Source organism: bacterium (genome assembly GCA_023382385.1).
Lineage (GTDB): Bacteria > Electryoneota > RPQS01 > RPQS01 > RPQS01 > JABWCQ01.
Genome location: JAHDVH010000001.1, coordinates 491,564 through 510,075, shown reverse-complemented (window position 1 = coordinate 510,075; position 18,512 = coordinate 491,564). Strand labels below are relative to the sequence as shown.

The window sequence follows — 18,512 nt, the reverse complement described above, 5'->3', positions numbered from 1 at the left end:
AAGGTGCAACACGTATCCCAGGTCGGATCGAAGCTGTCTCGGAGGATCAGCCATGTTTGCCGTGCTTCTGATTTGCTTTCCGCTGATGGGTCTTGCGCAATCCATGCCTCTCACAGACAAACCGTGTGGGCCGATTTGCGCGCACTCGAGGTCCGCAGAGCGCTGGACTCGAGCGACTCTCGATGCTGAGAGTCTGCATACATATGACCAGCTTTCCCTGATTCTGCAGGTTTCAGTTGAGGACGGGGACTTCCCAATGGTGGCAATTGCCACTATTGACTTGGTTGCGCGAGAAACGTTAGCCGCGATTCCATTCAATGCCGAAGGACTCAGTATTTCCGAAGTGACTGTCAACGGCCAAGTTACCGCCTATTCCCACGTGCTCGACACGTTGCATGTATTGCGCGGAGTAGCCCAGGCAGAGACCGTGACCGTGACGATTTCTTATTCAGCTTCGCCAAATCCTAACTGGTATGACACGGGCTTCCAGACGGCATGGGAGCATTGCTACACTTTCAGCGAACCTTATGGAGCGCGACGGTGGTATCCCTGTTGGGACCAACCATCAGACAAATTCTCTGAAATCACCATGGTTGTCGAGACGCCGGAACATTGGACTTTGGCCGCGAATGGATACTGGCAATCTACAACATTTCCGCACATGGGGAGGGTTACGCATACTTACTATCATGACCGGCCAATCTCCCCTTATCTGGTCATGTTTGCTGCGGGAAACTTTTCAAATCAGGTCTTCCTCCAGAACGGCATTGAGTACCGCTACTTTGCTTGGCCGCGCAGCGACTCGATGAAGGCGGCCTATGATTGGGAGCGGACACCGGAGATGGTTGAGTCATTCTCCGGTTTGTTCGGAGACTATCCGTTTGCTGAATATGGAATGGTGATGACGGATATTTTCGGCGGTTGGGGAGCAATGGAGCATCAGACATTTACGACCTATGGTTTCAACCTTGTAGATAGCCTCAGAACTTTCGAAGGGATCGTGGCACACGAGTTGGCGCATCAGTGGTTCGGCGATCACCTTAGTCCGGTCGATTTTCGCCACATGTGGTTGAATGAAGGTTTTGCGACGTACGGTGATGCACTTTGGAACGAGTATCTCATGGGAGATAGTGGGCTAAACAATTACATGGCGCAGGCCGCCACGTACTGCATCAACGAGGAACGCCATAATCCCCCCAGCTATCCCGTGTACGATCCGCCAGAAGAACGACTTTTCGGCACGAACGTATACTATAAAGGCGCCTGGGTCCTGCACATGCTTAGAAAACAGCTGTTGGGAGATTCTGTGTTCTTTGATGTTCTTCGAGATTACGTCGCCACTTTTGCAGGAGGCAATGTCAGCACGCAGGACTTCATTGACAAAGTCAATGAACACTATGCAGGTCCCGACGTAGGCTGGTTCTTTGACCAATGGGTATTCGGTCTAAGTTTGCCGGTACTGTATTTCAACTCAATGTATGACAACGTTGATCACTTACTTTGGGGCAGAGTTTCGCAACTTCAGAGCGGTCCGCCATACTTCACTTTCCCCGTCGTAATTCAACATGGGCAGAATTCCTTCACCGAAACAGACACGTTCTGGGTGGAAGCAGGACCGATCAGTGAGTTTATTATCAGTAGTCAGTCGAATCAAGCGCGGCTTGCACCTTATCCAAGTCAAATTACGCTCTATGAACCAGGAATTGTCAATGTTCCGGAGCCGCACGATCCTCTCCCTGCGGCGTTCGGTCTCTTGCCCGCATATCCGAACCCATTTAACCCGAGTGTCACTATCCCGTTCTCACTCGCCAGGATTGCAAATGTCAAGCTTGCCCTCTTCGATGTAACTGGAAGACGCATCACAACGATCTTTGAAGGATTCTTGAATCCAGGAGAACACAGGTTGCATTATGATGCGCCTGCATCGCTGGGCACCGGAGTGTATCTGCTGCGTGCTGAAAGTGGTGGAGTTACTATGACTCAGAAACTGCTTCTTTTAAAGTAATGAAACTCCAAGTTATCGCGGTCGGGAAACTTCGTGAAGCGTACTTCAGAGCCGCGTGCGAAGAGTATGCGAGCCGCATCAAGCACTTCCTGCCGTTTGAAGAATCAGAGGTGCCTGCAGTGTCCGATATGAGCGGGAACGGTTCCGGCAAGGGTGCCATGCATGTTGAAGCTGAGGCAATTATCAGGCAAATCCCTCAAGGAACTAAATTAGTCGCGCTTGACTCCTCTGGGAGGTCGTTTTCGAGTGAGCAATTCTCCGCGTTTCTTCAGGATGAGATGCTCGCCAGCACAAACCGACTGTGCTTCGTGATTGGCGGAGCTTGGGGCTTGGCCCCATCGCTTTTGGAGTCAGCTGCCTTTAAGTTAAGCCTTTCGGCAATGACATTTCCGCACGAGCTTGCCAGAGTTGTGCTTTATGAGCAGCTATACCGAGCGTTAAGCATCTGGAAAAATCTTCCATATCATAAGTAAATACAATATGTTGCCGTGTCCCTTGCTTCATGCAAAGAGATTTTGTAGCTTATTTGATTCCCAAGACTGGTCAAGACGTGATTACTCAAGAACAAGTCCACGAAGCCTTAAAGCAGGTTAAATTCCCGGGCCTCCCGCGTGACATCGTATCCTTTGGCATGGTCAAGGACATTGTTGTCAAAGGTGACACCGTGCACGTTCACATCTCTGTTGCCGCGCGTGATGAAACTGTCCCAGGTCAAATCGAAGAAGATGTTGCGACAACCGTCCGATCGCTTGATGGCGTCAACGAAGTGCATGTCCATATGAAGTGGACGCAGCCTGCTTCAGCTCCACATCAGCCGCACTCCCGTCCAGCTCCGGATGGCCCCGTTCTTGAAAGTGTGCGCACCAAAATCGCGGTCGCGTCAGGCAAAGGTGGAGTGGGGAAGAGCACTGTGGCGGCTGGGATTGCCTTGATGCTGCAACAAATGGGCTTCAGAGTCGGACTTGCGGACTTCGACATTTACGGCCCCTCTGTTCCGACTCTGTTTGGAATCCATGAACGGCCCCGAGTGATCGACAACATGATTCTCCCACTTGATCGGAACGGCATAAAGCTCATGTCGATAGGATTTCTTGTTGAACCCGAGACACCGATGATTTGGCGTGGTCCAATGGTACATCAGGCAGCTGATCAATTCTTGCGTGATGTTAACTGGGGAGAACTCGATTGTCTGGTCGTCGACCTTCCACCGGGAACAGGTGACGCTCAAATGACGTTGAGTCAGCGCATTCAGCTGGACGGAGCCGTCATAGTTTCTACGCCCCAAGACCTTGCACTCATTGATGCGCGCAAAGGTGTCGCGATGTTTCAGAAGCTGAATGTCCCGATCCTTGGTATCGTTGAGAACATGGCGAGCTATCGCTGCCCGCATTGCGGTGGCGAGTCGCATATTTTTGGATTTGGCGGAGCCGAAGAGGAAGCCGAACGACTCGGCTGTCCGTTACTCGGCAGACTGCCACTCGTCCCGCAACTCGTCGCTGCAGCAGACGCTGGTGACCCGATGCTCGCCATAGACGCAACTCCTGAACTTCGCGACGTCTTCCGTGGCATGGCGGAATCGGTTGCACAACAAGTTGGCTTAATGTCGGAACTCTCGAGGAAGTAGCATGCCTACTGAAGAACAAGTCTTTGATGCACTCGCAACTGTCTATGATCCAGAACTTCATCTGCCCATTACGGATCTGGGTTTAGTTTACGGAATCACCGTCGACGGGGGCAAAGTTGACGCAAAGATAACATTGACTTCGATGGGATGCCCGCTTGCCGGTACTATCGTCGACTTAGCGCGCGACGCGATCTTCCGCGTCGACGGTGTGGAAGAAGTCAGCGTCGATATTGTCTGGGACCCGCCTTGGTCTGTGGACATGATGAGCGATGAAGCTCGCATGCGTCTTGGAATGTGGTAGCGCAAGACGTGCAGGGCTAACGTCCCAACGAATTCTGACCCTTTAATTTGGCACCGAGAGGCCGATAAGGAATCCCCCCAAGAATCCATCGGTCTCAGTTCTGATGGATTTACTTTTCATTCTATATCCTACCCATGCAAACCAAAATCAAAGCAAAGTTGGTGGACGCCGCGGGGTTTTCTCGTACGATTACCCGAATCGCTCACGAAATCATTGAGCGAAATCGTGGTACTGAAAGTCTCGGCCTTGTCGGGATGCAGACACGCGGAGTATTTATCGCAAGACGTGTTGCTGCTAAGATCCGCGAAATCGAGAGTATTGATGTTCCGGTCGGTATACTGGATGCGACACTTTACCGCGATGACTATCGAACGTCGTTGCGTCAACCTTCCGTGCAGCAGACCGATATTCCTTTCGACTTGTATGACATGAATGTTGTGCTGGTGGATGATGTCCTGTACACCGGCCGGACTGTGCGCGCGGCGCTCGAAGCAATTATGGACAACGGCCGTCCCAAGCGAGTGCAGCTTGCGGTCATGGTGGATCGCGGCCACCGCGAGCTTCCCATCAAACCGGATTTCATAGGAAAAAATGTTCCAACAAGCATCAATGAAGAAGTGCAGGTCCGTATGACCGAAGTTGACGACGAGGATGCCATTTACCTTGTGGAGGTGGACAAGTGAGCTTGCTCTCGCAAAAGCATATGCTTGGCCTGGCAGACTACAGTTCCGATGAGATTCAGACGATCCTCGACACTTCTCTGCAAATGCGGGACATTCTGGATCGCCCTGTGAAAAAGGTCCCCACGCTACGCGGCGTGACGGTCGTAAATCTCTTCCTCGAGAATTCCACACGCACGCGAACGAGCTTTGAACTGGCCGAAAAGAGGCTTTCGGCAGATACTCTGAACTTCTCCGCATCCGGCAGTGCCCTTTCGAAGGGCGAAACAATGCTCGATACGGCACTGAACATCGAAGCCATGAAAGTGGATGTCGTCGTGATGCGACACAAATCGCCCGGCAGTCCGCATTTCCTCGCGCGGCACCTCGAATCGATCATCATCAATGCCGGCGATGGCCGACACGAACATCCGACGCAAGCCCTTCTCGACATGCTGACGCTTCGCGACAAGTATGGCTCGCTCAAGGGCTTGCGCGTCGCACTGGTCGGTGATATTCTGCACTCTCGAGTTGCAATGTCCAACATCATTGGCCTTAAGAGAATGGGAGCTGAAGTTATCGTCTGCGGACCTTCTACCCTGATCCCTCGAGGAATTGAACGCATGGGAGTTGAGATAACAAATCATCTCGATGACGCAATACAGCGCGCTGATGCGTTAAACATTCTGCGAATACAGCTTGAACGTCAAACTGCCGGACTGTTCCCGTCCTTACGTGAGTATCACAAGTACTTTGGTGTAACGCGTGCGAGACTGGAGAAGGCAAGCTCCCCTTTGACAATTCTGCATCCCGGTCCGATGAATCGCGGAATCGAGATTACTTCTGACGTTGCAGACAGCGAACACTCCGTCATACTGCAGCAGGTCACCAACGGTGTGGCGGTGCGTATGGCCGTCCTCTATCTGCTGGCAGGCGGACGTGCCGAGCCTGGCGCACAATAAATTTCAACTCAATATGACAAGCAAATACACAAGATTCGACAAACCTGCGAGAGCCGAGAATCTCTTTTTGCAGGGAGCGCGCGTCATCGATCCGCGGCGCGGCATTGATCAAATTATGAATCTGCACGTGCGAAACGGCGTGCTGCAGGGAATCACAAGCGAGGCGCCCGCAGGCTCCGATGTCATCGATCTGCGCGGCCATTGGATCACGCCCGGATGGTTTGACCTTCACGTGCACCTTAGGGAGCCGGGAAAAGAAGTTGCGGAAACGATTGCCACAGGATGTATGGCTGCAATGAACGGCGGCTTCACGGGAATCGCTTGCATGCCAAATACTGATCCACCGCTGGACGACGCCGCTACGGTCAAGTGGGTCCGGTCTCAAGGCAAGCCGTTTCCCGTTGAGGTTCATGTCATTGCAGCTGCGACCCGCGGACGGCAAGGAAAAGAGCTTGTTGAAATGACTGAAATTGTTGAAGAGGGTGTTCGTGCCTTCAGCGACGACGGTGGCCCAATCAAGAGCTCGGCCGTTCTCCGCCACGCCGTTGAGTATTCAAACATGCTTGGGGCGAGAATTTTTGAGCACGCCGAAGACGTCTACCTGGCCGAGGGCGGCTCGATGAACGAAGGGGAGTGGTCCACTCGACTCGGTGTTACAGGCATGCCGACAATTGCCGAAGCGATCGATGTCGCGCGGTGTGTCTTAATCTCAGAATATACTGGCGGTGCAGTCCACATTTGCCACGTTTCTGCGAAGGAATCTGTCGAATTGATTCGAAACGCAAAGCAAAAAGGCTTGCGTGTGACCGGAGAGGTCTGCCCGCATCACTTGCTGCTGACAGATGAATCCTGCAAGACGTTCGATACAAATTTTAAAATGAATCCCCCGTTGCGCAGTGAATCCGATCGTCAGGCTTGCTGGGAGGCGTTCCTCGATGGCACCTTGGATGTCTACTGTACTGATCATGCTCCCCACTCTTGGGAGGACAAGACTCAAGAGTTTGATATCGCGCCGTTCGGGATTGTTGGACTCGAAACGGCTTTGGGTCTGGCTCTGACATTCTTCATGGAGAAGGGCATGGGCTTGCATACTTTACTTGAGCGTGTGGTTTACGCTCCGCGCGAAATACTCACTCAACCATTGCCTTGCATTGGCGAAGGTGAAGCTGCGAATCTGACGATTATCGACCCCACTTGCAGATGGACTGTGTCACCTGACGACTTTAAGTCATTGTCCCGCAATACCCCTTTTGCAGGTTGGGAATTGACAGGTAAGTCGCGCGGCGTGATTCACCGTGGATTTGCAGTGATACAGACATTTTGATGATGCGGGAACATTCAATCGCTGGCGAGAGTTAAAGTCATGTGTCGACCTATTCTCCCGAAGCAACGTTCAGGAGCCGGAATGAAAGCTGGGATATGGATTGCATGCCTGAGTACGGTCATTTTGCTGATGATTGGATGTGGAGGAGCAGGCGTTGCGGAAGGCACAATCATCACAGTGTATTATTCGTCCGAGACGCGCGGAAAGATTGAAGGCTGCGGATGCAAGAAAAGCGGGGGAGGTATAACAAAACGCAGTGCGAAGATAAAAGAAGCCCGTGAGGCCGACTCCAAGATTCAATATTGTGATGCCGGTAACTTCCTAAGTGGAACTCCTGAAGTGGATAGTTCCAAAGGCGAAATTACGGTTGCCGCATACAATCATATGGGAGTCAGTGCGGTGAATGTTTCAGAGCGCGAGTTAGCATTGGGTTTGGATGCTTTTCGTGCTGCAAAGAAGAAAGCAGACTTTGAGTTCGTTTCGGCAAATGTCCGTGCGAATGGAAGTTTGTTGACGGATGAGTATGTCATCAAACGTGTAAAGGGAGCTCGTGTCGCTTATATCGGCCTGTGCGGCTCTAAAGACGTCATGCGGATCGACTCTACGAAGCTGCCAGCTGGTGTCTCGATTGATGACCCGATGACGGCAGCGCGTCGAGTGCTGCCAGGTATGCGGGATAAAGCCGATCTGATTCTTGTGTTGTCGACGTGCGGTGATCAAACGGATAGCCTAATCGCTAAGGAGTTCCCATTCGTCCATGCCATCATCGGAGGGAGAAGTTATCGTGCGAACGAGGACGCACCTTGGCAGTTAGGCGAGACTCGAGTTGTTCGCGCACAACGCGATGGTCGAACGATTGGCAGATTGGATTTCCAGTTCGGCCAGGACGCGGCCATTGCTAAAGTAGCTGCAAAACGGATAACCATGGAAACCACTGACCCTTCGGACGAAGAGATGCTTTCGCTGATTCGTGAAAGCATTCCTGAATTCGTAGACAATCCGCAGGACGGTGTGCGGATTAAGGATAGAGGTTCGGAAGTTCGCGGTTAGCCTGCTCACTGATGGAAAATGAAGCGGCGGCTCTTGGGAGCCGCCGCCTTAACTTGGTACATTGTGTGCAGAAGTCAACGATCGTCTTCGTGAGCAATCAGGCGTTGCCACTCATTGATGTCCAGTTCGCGGGAGTGCTCGATCAGCAAGTCAGGGAGTCCCTCGGATATTTGATACACCCTGCGCGTCGATCTGTCCGTTGAGACAAGTTGGTCTCCACGTTGTATGAGAGTCGCTTTGCTGAGTGGGCACGCAAGCATATTCAGAAATTGTGAGTCAAGCAAATTCATCAAGCGACAGTTATGCTCTGATCGAGATAGACGTCTTGAATTGCGTTCAGCAACGTAATTCCATCCTTCATAGGCTTCTGGAATGCCTTTCGCCCGCTGATCATACCCATCCCGCCCGCCCGTTTGTTGATGACGGCGGTCTTGACGGCATCTGCCAGATCATTCTTACCTGCGGCTCCACCCGAGTTGATCAGACCGCAACGCCCCATGTAGCAATTGACAACTTGCCAACGCGTCCAGTCAATCGGATGATCTTTGACTAATTTACCATAGACATCTTTGTGTGTTTTGCCGAAGTTGACGGCGTTATACCCGCCATTGTTCTCGGCCATCTTCTGTTTGATAATATCGGCCTCCAAAGTGACGCCAATGTGATTCGCCTGTCCGGTCAAGTCGGCCGACAGATGATAGTCAACGTCCTTTTTGAAAGCGGGATTACGGGTGTAGCACCACAGGACGGTGAACATCCCTAAGCGATGAGCTTCTTCGAACATCTTGCGCACTTCCTGAATCTGCCTGCCGCTCTCTTCCGCACCGAAATAGACCGTCGCGCCGACGCCTGCCGCACCCATGTCGAACGCCTGGCGAACCGTCGCAAACTCGATCTGATCAAACTTGTTCGGATACGTCAGAAACTCATTGTGGTTCAGTTTCACAATGAATGGAATCTTGTGCGCATACTTTCGGCTCACAATGCCCAGCACGCCAAGGGTCGACGCGACTCCATTGCAGCCGCCCTCGATGGCCATTTTGACGATGTTCTCGGGATCAAAGTAGAGCGGATTCGGCGCGAAAGACGCTGCCCCGCTGTGCTCTATACCTTGATCCACCGGGAAGAGTGATAGATAGCCTGTGCGGGCCAACCGTCCGGTATTGAACATGCGCTGCAAGTTATTCAGCACATTCATTGGTCGATCGCTGTTCGCCCAAACGCGATCCAGAAAATCCGGCCCGGGCAGGTGTAACTGATCGGCTGTAATACCTTCACTCTTGTACGTTAATAGTGACTGGGCATCTGCACCCAATAACTCCTCAATACGCGTGGCCATTCTTTTCCTCTTCGCTCTGAATGTATTTGATTCGGCGCAACCTTCGCGCCATTCGGACACTCGGACAATACAGGTCTTTGATCTGTTCTAACATCTGCCGTCGCCACGCGCTTCAGCGTGGAAGACCGGATCTAATAAGCGTAAGACCGGACGCCCGTTCTGAATATGCGAAGTCACAATCTCATCGACGTCTGTGACCGTAACGCCGGAATACCAAATCGCTTCTGGATAAACAACGACAGTTGCGCCCCGTGCGCAGTTGGCAAGGCAGCCTGAGCTATTTACACGTACCCTTGCTGCTAACCCAACTGCCTTGATCTTCTCACGAAGTTGCACGAGCACTTCATGGCTGCCCTTAGATGCACAACAACCTTTTGGGTCATCACTGGCTCGCTGGTTCTCACAAACGAAAATGTGGTGCTGGTAGCGGGACATCGCGTGATATGTTACAATTGTCGTAAGATACAACAACTTCCGAGAATTTCAAATCCCGTCGCCTGAGATCCCAGTGTCTCGGAACCGGCATCAGCTCTTGATCGTTAAGATACTGACGTTTATGGATAGCTGCGCAACGATGAACAATCAACCGAGTAGCAGGAGAAACCCAAGTGTTTAAGAAACTTATTTTTGCGTCCACGATTGCCCTCTTAGCACTCAACTCAGATTCAATTGCACGTGAACGAGATGGGTTTGGGATTGGCCCGTATCTCGGAGAGCCTACGGGCTTGAATATGCAGTTCTTCTGGGACAAGAGTTCCGCTGTGGACTTTAATGCGGCATGGTCCTGGGACGAGTGGCTTATGCTGTCAGCAGACTTCCAAATGTATGATTATTTGATGGATATGCCACGAGAGTGGAAGTGGTTCTATGGTGGAGGTGTCTACATGACTGTCGCAAATAATGGCGACGAGGACAACACTCTTGGCCTTCGAGTTCCGTTCGGACTTAAGTACCATATCCCCTATACCATCATGGATGTTTGGGCAGAAGTTGCCCCGGCACTGGAACTCGCACCTGACACGCAAGGGCGATTCCAGGGAGGTATTGGTCTGACGTTTTGGCTCTGGTGAGGTTGCCAGCCGTTCGAAAAAGACGTAAATTCAGGTTTGCTAAGATCAAAGTAGAGGACTTATGACCCCGCTGGAAAAACTGCTAAGTGCCAGAAGACGCTGGGAAATAGAATACGAGGGCAAGAAACCAAGGGACGGCTTGCGTAGATTTGTCACAACTTCGAGCATGGAAGTGCCTCCGCTTTGCTGGACTGAAGATCCTGCACAGGCGGAGGCTTACATGGAGAAATTGGGCTTTCCCGGCCAGTTCCCATACACACGCGGTGTGCATGCCTCTATGTACCGTGGTAAATGGTGGACCATGCGTCAATTCAGTGGCTTTGCAACGCCTGAAGAGACTAATCTACGGTACAAGTATCTGCTCGCTCAGGGCGGAGACGGGCTGTCTGTGGCGTTCGATTTGCCGACACTTATGGGGAGGGACCCTGACTCGCCTTGGTCGCTCGGCGAAGTTGGCAAGTGTGGCGTTTCCGTTGCATCTCTCGAAGACGCCGAAATCCTGTTCAAAGACATCCCGCTTGGCAAGATTACAACGTCGATGACCATCAACTCTCCGGCGGCGATCATCTGGGCATTTTACATCGCTGCGGCTGAGAAACAGGGATGGAAGCGCTCTGAGCTTGGCGGCACTCTGCAGAATGACATTCTGAAAGAATACATCGCTCAAAAAGAATTCATCTATCCCCCGCGTCCCTCGCTGAAATTGGTCGTGGACACCATCGAGTTCGCAACGCGTGAGATGCCCAAGTTTAATCCGGTCTCGATTTCCGGCTATCACATCCGCGAGGCCGGTTCGACTGCCGTGCAGGAACTTGCATTCACGTTGGCGGACGGTTTTACATATGTTGAGGCGGCTATGGAGCGCGGTTTGGACGTGGATGAGTTTGCTCCGCGACTGTCCCACTTCTTTAATTCGCATCTTGACTTTTTCGAGGAGATCGGCAAATTTCGTGCGGCGCGCAGGATTTGGGCAAAGCGGATGAAAGAGAAGTACGGTGCCCGGAATGAACGTTCATTGCTCTGCCGTTTCCATACTCAGACAGCCGGTTGCAGCCTGCAAGCCCAGCAGCCTGAAGTTAATCTTATTCGTACTGCAACTGAAGCCCTTGCTGCCGTATTGGGCGGAACCCAAAGTCTTCACACGAATTCTATGGATGAGACGCTTGCGTTGCCAAGCGAAAAGGCGGTGACACTTGCGATGCGCACGCAGCAAGTCCTGAAGCATGAAGTTTTGGCTGGAGCTCCGATTGATCCACTCGGAGGAAGCTATTTTGTGGAGTGGATGACCGACAAAATGGAAGACGGCGCCAATACGTATTTTGACAAGATCGACGCTATGGGTGGTGTCATTCGCGGGATTGAAAATGGGTTCTTTCAGCGTGAGCTTGCACGTGCCGCGCAAGTCTATCAGTCCGAATTCGATCGAGGCGAGCGCGTTTTAGTTGGGGTCAACCGTTACGTGCAGGAAGGTGAACAAATCGAGATTCCAATCCTCGATATCTCTGAAGAACACTGCAGGAAGACGCAGGTCGAAAAGCTGAATGATCTGCGCCGCCGCCGCGACGCAAAAGCGGTTCAAGAGTGCCTGGACAATATCAAGCAGGCCGCTCTGAATGAAGAAAATGTGATGCCACATCTGATAGCCGGAGCCCACGCCTACTGCACCCTTGGTGAAATGGTTGATTCACTGAAAGAGGTCTATTCCGAGTACGAGGAACCTGTCGCTTTCTGAAGTTTCGAATTATCAATGTGAAAGGCCGGGCAATGCTCGGCCTTTCTTGTGAGCAGTCGCCACAAAAATTGGAGCCGAAATTGCAATGTATCTTGGTCTAAGCAGGAGTTCGCATGAAATACATTGCCGCAGCATTTGCTATGGCGTCCATCGCCTTGATTTCCAGTTGCGACATGCCGGAACCACCCGCCATACGCATTGGAATATCCCAGTCTCCGGGATCGTCGGTCTTGTACTTGGCCGAAACCACCGGTCTGTTCAAAACCTACAAAGTGGACGTGAAGTTGGTCGAGCTGACCTGCAGCCATGAGTTGCGTGCAGCCTTTGCGTCCAACAAGCTGGACGCAGTTACTCTGCCTCACGATCAGTTTGAGCTGGCTGCAAAGGAATCGGGCTTGGAAGCCGGTGTCTTGCTCCTTGTTGCCGCTCCCGGTGACTTGGCCGTTTCCGAACACTTTGAGCATTGTGATTCGACTTGTCGTGATATGGAAGTCGAAGTTCTCGTTGGTCGGCGCGGTGACATCATGCTGCGTAGAAAAGACTGGCAAAAAGTGCTCCTTGCATATGAACACGCACGATTACTTATGGCCAGCGGCCACAATAAATACCTGTCTCTGCTCGCAGAACGTGAGCACAAGGACATCTCAAAGGTTAGCGAGGAGCTATCGCACTGGCAAGTCTTTGGTTCCATGCAGCAAGATTCGTTGCTCGGGAAGAAGGGACCGTTTGCAGGTCTGCAAGCGCGTTGGCAAGGGCAGGTGCACTTTTCCTCACTTGTCGCGTCTGAAGCTCAGCGACTTCTTGGGGAACGGCCGCATGCAGTGACGGGGGACAAGTGAGAATGCTTGCTTCGCTATTCAAAGATATCAGGTCTTCGCTTGCCTATAAACTTGTTGTTCCGCTCCTTACCATTGGCTTGTTACTCGCCGCGGCAGGCACAATTGGTATTCGAAAACTGTTTGAACGTCAATTGGCGCAGCAGCTTGAGTCACGATCGTCATTGGTTCATTCAATGATCGCGTCAGCGATGCAAACTGCAGATGCAGCAGAGATGGACAGACTTGTCAAGCTGCTTGGCTCTGAGCGAGATGTTCATCGAATATTTGTGGCCAGTGGAATTCCACGAGTGATCATCGCCTCCACAAAGAGCGTGCTTATCGGCCGCGAGCTTTCTTCATTGGATGAAACATACATCAGCACGCACCTATTGGGCCTGTTAAGCCGCGAGTCCGACGCCGCCATCAGCTATAATGGAAGCCGCTACTACGCTTCCCTCAGAAATCTTCAGGTCAACCACGCAGATCTTGGCAAGAAGGGTGTTGCGGTGGTCGCTCTTGATACCTCGGAAGTCCGGAAGATCATCTTCGAGGACACTGCACGGCTGATGCTTTTCCTCCTTGGCACTCTCGCAGTGCTGCTGGTTGTTGTCTACTCAATTCTCAATAACAACATCCTGAAACCGCTTGGATTGATCCGGCAGGCAATGACACAGCGTGCAGAAGGCAATCAACAAGCCATTGCAGTTGTTGATACCGAGGACGAGATCGGAGAGGTGGCGCGGTCTTTGAACTATATGCTACGTGCGCTGGAGGAAAGTGAAGGTCGGAGTCGAACCATCATTGAAGCCGCACCGATGGCAATCTGTGTGGTCGATGAATGGACTGGTGACCTTGTTTATGCGAGCAAGAATTTCCAGTCCTTTTTCGGCGTAAGCGACGAATGCAGAACTATCGACAAAATCTGGGAATTGCTTACACAGCGCGAAGATCGCACGCGACTTGAGAGCGCGATTCGACAAGGCGTTGCTCTCGAGAACTGGGAGGTTGCAATTAAGCGTCGAGGGATGATTGACCAGTGGTGCAGTCTGAGCCTGAGGGAGATACTTTGGGAGGCTCATCCGGCGATGCTTTGCGGATTCGTGGACATTACACAGCGGAGGGACCACGAAGAGCAGATTCGCAAGTCACATCAAGAGCTTGAAGTGATTAATCAGCAGCTTGAATCCGCAATCGTAAGAGCGAATGAACTCGCCAGACAGGCCGAATCTGCCAGCGTTGCGAAAAGTAACTTCCTCGCGAATATGTCGCACGAAATCCGAACCCCTATGAACGGAATTGTAGGATTCACGCGCTTGCTCACTCAGCAGCCATTAACGCCGGAGCAAGAAGACTATGCTCGCGCGGTGCAGGACTGTTCGGATTCGCTGCTAACTCTTATAAATGACATCCTTGACCTGTCAAAGATCGAGGCTAAGCAAATGGCGCTCGAATCGGTCGCCTTTGATCCGCGAGAACTTACGGAGAGCATTGTTCTGCTTTTCTCGCTTCAGGCAGCTGGCAAAGGGCTCGAAATCGGATGTCATGTCTCACCGAATGTCCCCTCACGAATTCTCGGTGATCCTACTCGTTATCGCCAGGTTATCTCAAACCTCGTAGGAAATGCCGTCAAGTTCACCAATTCGGGATATGTCTTTGTTCGTGTCGAGTCTGTCGAAGCGTCAGATCGGAACTTGTTGCGGTTCGAAGTGAGTGACACCGGAATCGGTATTGACGAGGAACGTCAGGAGAGTATCTTTGAGAATTTCACTCAGGCAGATTCATCCACGTCGCGCAATTACGGTGGAACGGGCTTGGGACTGTCCATCTCACGTAGTCTGGCAAGGCTGATGGGTGGAGATATCCTGGTGACGAGCGAAATCGGAATAGGAAGCACGTTTACGCTTGAAACTGAACTCATCCCTGCTGTGATGGAAGGCGGTGTGTGTGAAGACGCGCAGGTCGATAGCGGGACGGTCGTCATCTGGGAGACGCGCGAGTTGTTCCAAGCGTGGTTAGTTGCCATAGTCAAACAAGCTGGTGCAAATGCAATCCTTGTCAGTTCATCCATTGAACTGCTTGATGCCTTGCTCGAGCGGCGACGCGAGACCTGCCAGTTGCTTTTGGGCAGTGCGGTCCCATATGAAGAGGTCGTAGCCGCGCTGCATGCTGTGGATCGACATCCCGATGTCCGGCACACGAGAATAATCATACTTCGGCCCCTTCATGACAAAAGGCGCACAGAGGAGCTGCAACGTCTCGGCAAAGGTGCGGTCCTGGAGGTTCCCGTGCGTTCGGAGCATCTTCTGAGACTTCTGCGCGGACTGGAAACGATTCCAAAGCCTTTGATGGTGCAAGATGGTGGCACCCTGCGAGACAGCTATGAACTCAAAGTACTTTTGGCAGAAGACAATCCGCTCAACCAAAAGCTCGCAAGCAAAATGCTTGAAGCGATCGGTTGCGAAGTGATGATTGCAGATAACGGGCGCGAAGCTGTCAGAATGCACTGTGAACGCGAGTACGATGCAATCCTGATGGATATCCAAATGCCGGAAATGGATGGACTTGAAGCGACGAGGCAGATTAGAGCTTGCGACATAAGGCCACAAATTCCAATAATCGCCTTGACTGCGAATGCCCTTCAGGGTGATCGTGAGATGTGCATTGCCGCCGGGATGAATGAGTATCTGGCAAAGCCGTTTAAAGCCGAGCAAATACAAGAGGTTCTGAAGCACGTTGTGGAATCTGGTACTCGGCATCAAAGGCAAACACTGGCCTAGTTCCCTTAGCTATTGCACCAAACGAGTCATTTACCTATTTTGATTGAATTGAATACCATCCAGTATATGACCTCTCGCCTCCTCACCGTCATTTGCATACGTGCAATTACACCATTCATCATCCTGACATGTGGCGTTGCCCATCTGTATGCCGGTCTGAATGACATTCGTCCACGACCTCAGCAGATGGGGCTGCTCGCCGTGTCTCCGTTGGTTCTTGACGGCGCGTTTACTCTTGTCATGCCGGACAATCCAACTGCTATTGAGAGCTTTGTCAGGGATGAGGCGGTCGCTGAACTCACTGCCCTCATGGGAGTTCCACCTGTTTATACTCCTTTTTCCCAATGGACTGGGCAGGCAGGTGGGATACTCATCGGGACACCCGAACGATTCCCTGCGCTTGTGGATTCGTTGCTTGCTTCTGGAATTCCCGGATTGGGCGTGATCTCGCGCGATGAAGAATACCAATTGCTGGTTGGCAACCGCAACATTTTCCTTGCCGGCAAAGATCACCTTGGGATGGAGTGGGGTCTGTTTAGCCTTGTGGACTTAATGGGGCAAGTGAATGGTCAAACCACAGTGGACAGGGCCTACGTTCGGGACTGGCCGGATCTCCCAAAAAGAGTGTGCACAGTCAACACGTCTGTCAGAATACAATCACAGTTTGACTATGCAGATTCGCTATTCAACTTCGCGTATCATAGCAAAATGAACGAGATAGAGTGGAATGACCAGGATGGGGGCAATCCTGTTAGAAGTAACTTTGCAAACAGCAGTGCTCTGGAACTTCGTCAGAGAATTCGACGTCGTGGACAATTCTTGACGATGGGTGTGGATCGTACGGGCTTATGGGTTCCCCAGAGAAGCTGGCAGGAAGGCGTGCCGATTGTTAGCATGCCCATGACAGTCGGGAGTACTGGATTCACGGCTGTTAGTTACGGAATCAGCGCAACAAATGGGGGATTTGAAAGCTGGACCAATAACCGCCCGAATAGCTGGGAAATGTACCCAGAGTCCAACTATAGTCTCATCTCAAGGGATAATGTAACGCGACACTCAGGTAGCTCGTCGATCAAATGGGCAAACATGACTGCAGACTACCCGGGCGACCGCACGGTGAGGCAGAAGGTTCACTTCGGACCGTATCGTTTGATCAAAGCCAAGTTCTGGTACAAGACTTCGAATTTCAGCAGTCGCATACGAGTATTGATTCACGGCGATGATCCTGTCAACAATCACTTTGAAAACCAAAGAATAAGTGTGCCCGCCAACACCGACTGGACTCAACTTGAAGTCCTGTTCTCGGTATATCATAATGACTCCGCCGAAGTCTGGATTGGTCCAAATGAGTACTCGACCGGCACACTTTGGATTGATGACTTAACGTTTGAGAACGCTGGACTCACAAATATGATTCGGCGCGCCGATACTCCGCTCAGGGTGTATAAGCAGCCAGGGAACACTTTGATGACCGAAGGAGTAGACTACAGCGTCACAGAACTCTCTACCCCATTTGAAAACTTCGTTACGTCGCCAAAGCTCACTCGAATCAATGGCGGCGCATTGTCTGTCGGAAATCAGGTTACGGTAGACTGGTACACGGCCATCCTCTATCAGACCGGAAGAATGACCGTTTGCTGGAGCATGCTTGAACCACTGGAGTTCTATCAACAGCAAATTCGGAATTGTGACTCTTTGCTTGCACCGCATGGGTTCAAGATACACATCAATGAAGTCACGTTGGCAAACTACGATCAGAACTGCACCAGTCGCGGCATGACCCCGGGCCAGTTAGTTGGCGCATATGTAAATCAAATGTACAATATCATACAAGCTCGAAGACCTGGAGTTCATGTCAGAAGCTACGGTGATGCCTTTGATGTATGGGTCAAGGACAATCGATGTCAGCCGGTAACAACATCTCCTTGGACCGTTGGTGCGCTCCAGCAAGTCAATCCAAATGTCGAGATGATGGTCATGACGGACTACTCGCGCAACATGGATTCGAGCTGTGTTTACTTTAACGATAACGGGAGTCCGGTCATTATTGCATATTATGGAACCAACTCCTTCCAAAAAGCGGTGCAAGGGGCGGTGATAGCGCGACGCGCGGCCAACTGCACAGGAATGCAGATTTACGATTGGGACCTTGGAAAGTTCCAGAAGCTACCTGAGTTCGCAAGCCTCGGTTGGAACCTCGGACCCTTTTTCGTGCATACTCCGCCTGTCTATTCATCAAGACCGGATACAGTGTTTCTGACATGCGAGATGTGGACTGATTCCTTCACGCTTCAGGAACCGACCTCGATTACTTCTCGGCGACTCACGTACCGGTTCCTGCCCGGCGGAAACTGGACAACAATTACGCCTGCGCCGAGCGCTCCGCGGAGCTACTCGTCTGCCTTGATACCCCCGGGAAATGCAACTTCACTCGAATACTATTTCGTTGCGACTGACCATCGGGAACAGACAAGGAGTCTCCCCCCTGATGCGCCATCTGTAGTATACAGAGTGCAGATTCCTGAATCCGTTCCTAATAATGATCTCGACCTGCGCGAGTATAACCGCGGCACTGTTCCCCGAGTGAACGGACAACTGATTGAATGGGATCCTGTGAGTGGAGCGGAGGCATATGAGGTTCATTTGTCCAGCGAGTTTGAGCTGTGTCGCAGGGAGCAAACTCTGCTCGTCGTTGTTCCTGCGACCCAGACACAGTTCTATGTGGACGACTCAATCTTCAGAAAGATCAACACAAATGACCTCCGAATCTTGCCAATTGTGATTGCTCACAAGGTTCGCTGAACACCACTCAGATGCCTCGCGGATTGCTTTAAGTCTTTGATTTTAATCA

15 protein-coding genes are annotated in these 18,512 nt (G+C 51.7%); 13 read left to right on the top strand and 2 right to left on the bottom strand.

Translation table 11 applies throughout. The features are described 5' to 3' along the window. Window positions 1–52: 52 nt before the first annotated feature. The 8 genes from KJZ99_02340 to KJZ99_02305 all read left to right on the top strand — a co-directional run bounded on the left by KJZ99_02340 (window position 53) and on the right by KJZ99_02305 (window position 7,925). On the top strand, window positions 53–2,005 hold the full coding sequence (locus tag KJZ99_02340; protein ID MCL4304728.1) for a T9SS type A sorting domain-containing protein: 1,953 nt from the start codon (window positions 53–55) through the stop codon (window positions 2,003–2,005). Then, window positions 2,005–2,478, top strand: coding sequence for a 23S rRNA (pseudouridine(1915)-N(3))-methyltransferase RlmH (locus KJZ99_02335; protein MCL4304727.1), 474 nt, complete (start codon window positions 2,005–2,007; stop codon window positions 2,476–2,478). The genes KJZ99_02340 and KJZ99_02335 overlap by 1 nt, the downstream gene beginning before the upstream one ends. Window positions 2,479–2,507: 29 nt before the next feature. Beyond that, window positions 2,508–3,629, top strand: a complete 1,122-nt coding sequence (locus KJZ99_02330; protein ID MCL4304726.1) for an ATP-binding protein — start codon at window positions 2,508–2,510, stop codon at window positions 3,627–3,629. A 1-nt stretch (window position 3,630) separates the two neighbouring features. After that, window positions 3,631–3,930: a DUF59 domain-containing protein gene (locus KJZ99_02325; protein ID MCL4304725.1), complete on the top strand. Its 300-nt coding sequence runs from the start codon at window positions 3,631–3,633 to the stop codon at window positions 3,928–3,930. A gap of 134 nt (window positions 3,931–4,064) precedes the next feature. Then, the gene (gene pyrR / locus KJZ99_02320) at window positions 4,065–4,613 is read left to right on the top strand and encodes a bifunctional pyr operon transcriptional regulator/uracil phosphoribosyltransferase PyrR (GenBank protein ID MCL4304724.1); all 549 of its coding nucleotides are present in this window, start codon (window positions 4,065–4,067) and stop codon (window positions 4,611–4,613) included. Window positions 4,614–4,633: 20 nt separating this feature from the next. Continuing rightward, window positions 4,634–5,551, top strand: a complete 918-nt coding sequence (locus KJZ99_02315) for an aspartate carbamoyltransferase catalytic subunit (GenBank protein MCL4304723.1) — start codon at window positions 4,634–4,636, stop codon at window positions 5,549–5,551. 13 nt (window positions 5,552–5,564) lie between these two features. Further along, entirely contained in the window at window positions 5,565–6,875 is a 1,311-nt protein-coding gene (locus tag KJZ99_02310) for a dihydroorotase (GenBank protein ID MCL4304722.1), read from the top strand. 81 nt (window positions 6,876–6,956) lie between these two features. After that, entirely contained in the window at window positions 6,957–7,925 is a 969-nt protein-coding gene (locus KJZ99_02305) for a hypothetical protein (protein MCL4304721.1), read from the top strand. A 289-nt stretch (window positions 7,926–8,214) separates the two neighbouring features. Here the strand turns inward: KJZ99_02305 and KJZ99_02300 are convergent, their stop codons facing one another. Beyond that, a complete protein-coding gene (locus KJZ99_02300) occupies window positions 8,215–9,264 on the bottom strand; it encodes a class I fructose-bisphosphate aldolase (GenBank protein ID MCL4304720.1) in 1,050 nt (349 codons plus the stop codon). 87 nt (window positions 9,265–9,351) lie between these two features. Further along, entirely contained in the window at window positions 9,352–9,699 is a 348-nt protein-coding gene (locus KJZ99_02295; protein ID MCL4304719.1) for a (2Fe-2S) ferredoxin domain-containing protein, read from the bottom strand. A gap of 173 nt (window positions 9,700–9,872) precedes the next feature. Between KJZ99_02295 and KJZ99_02290 the strand changes: the two genes are divergently transcribed. The 5 genes from KJZ99_02290 (at window position 9,873) to KJZ99_02270 (ending at window position 18,463) form a co-directional block, all read left to right on the top strand. After that, window positions 9,873–10,334, top strand: a complete 462-nt coding sequence (locus KJZ99_02290) for a hypothetical protein (GenBank protein ID MCL4304718.1) — start codon at window positions 9,873–9,875, stop codon at window positions 10,332–10,334. 61 nt (window positions 10,335–10,395) lie between these two features. Beyond that, on the top strand, window positions 10,396–12,066 hold the full coding sequence (locus tag KJZ99_02285; GenBank protein MCL4304717.1) for a methylmalonyl-CoA mutase: 1,671 nt from the start codon (window positions 10,396–10,398) through the stop codon (window positions 12,064–12,066). A gap of 113 nt (window positions 12,067–12,179) precedes the next feature. Beyond that, window positions 12,180–12,905: a hypothetical protein gene (locus KJZ99_02280; protein MCL4304716.1), complete on the top strand. Its 726-nt coding sequence runs from the start codon at window positions 12,180–12,182 to the stop codon at window positions 12,903–12,905. Window positions 12,906–12,907: 2 nt separating this feature from the next. Further along, window positions 12,908–15,661: a response regulator gene (locus KJZ99_02275; protein ID MCL4304715.1), complete on the top strand. Its 2,754-nt coding sequence runs from the start codon at window positions 12,908–12,910 to the stop codon at window positions 15,659–15,661. 66 nt (window positions 15,662–15,727) lie between these two features. Further along, window positions 15,728–18,463 (top strand): hypothetical protein, encoded by a 2,736-nt coding sequence (locus tag KJZ99_02270; protein MCL4304714.1) that lies wholly within the window; start codon window positions 15,728–15,730, stop codon window positions 18,461–18,463. Window positions 18,464–18,512 lie beyond the last annotated feature (49 nt).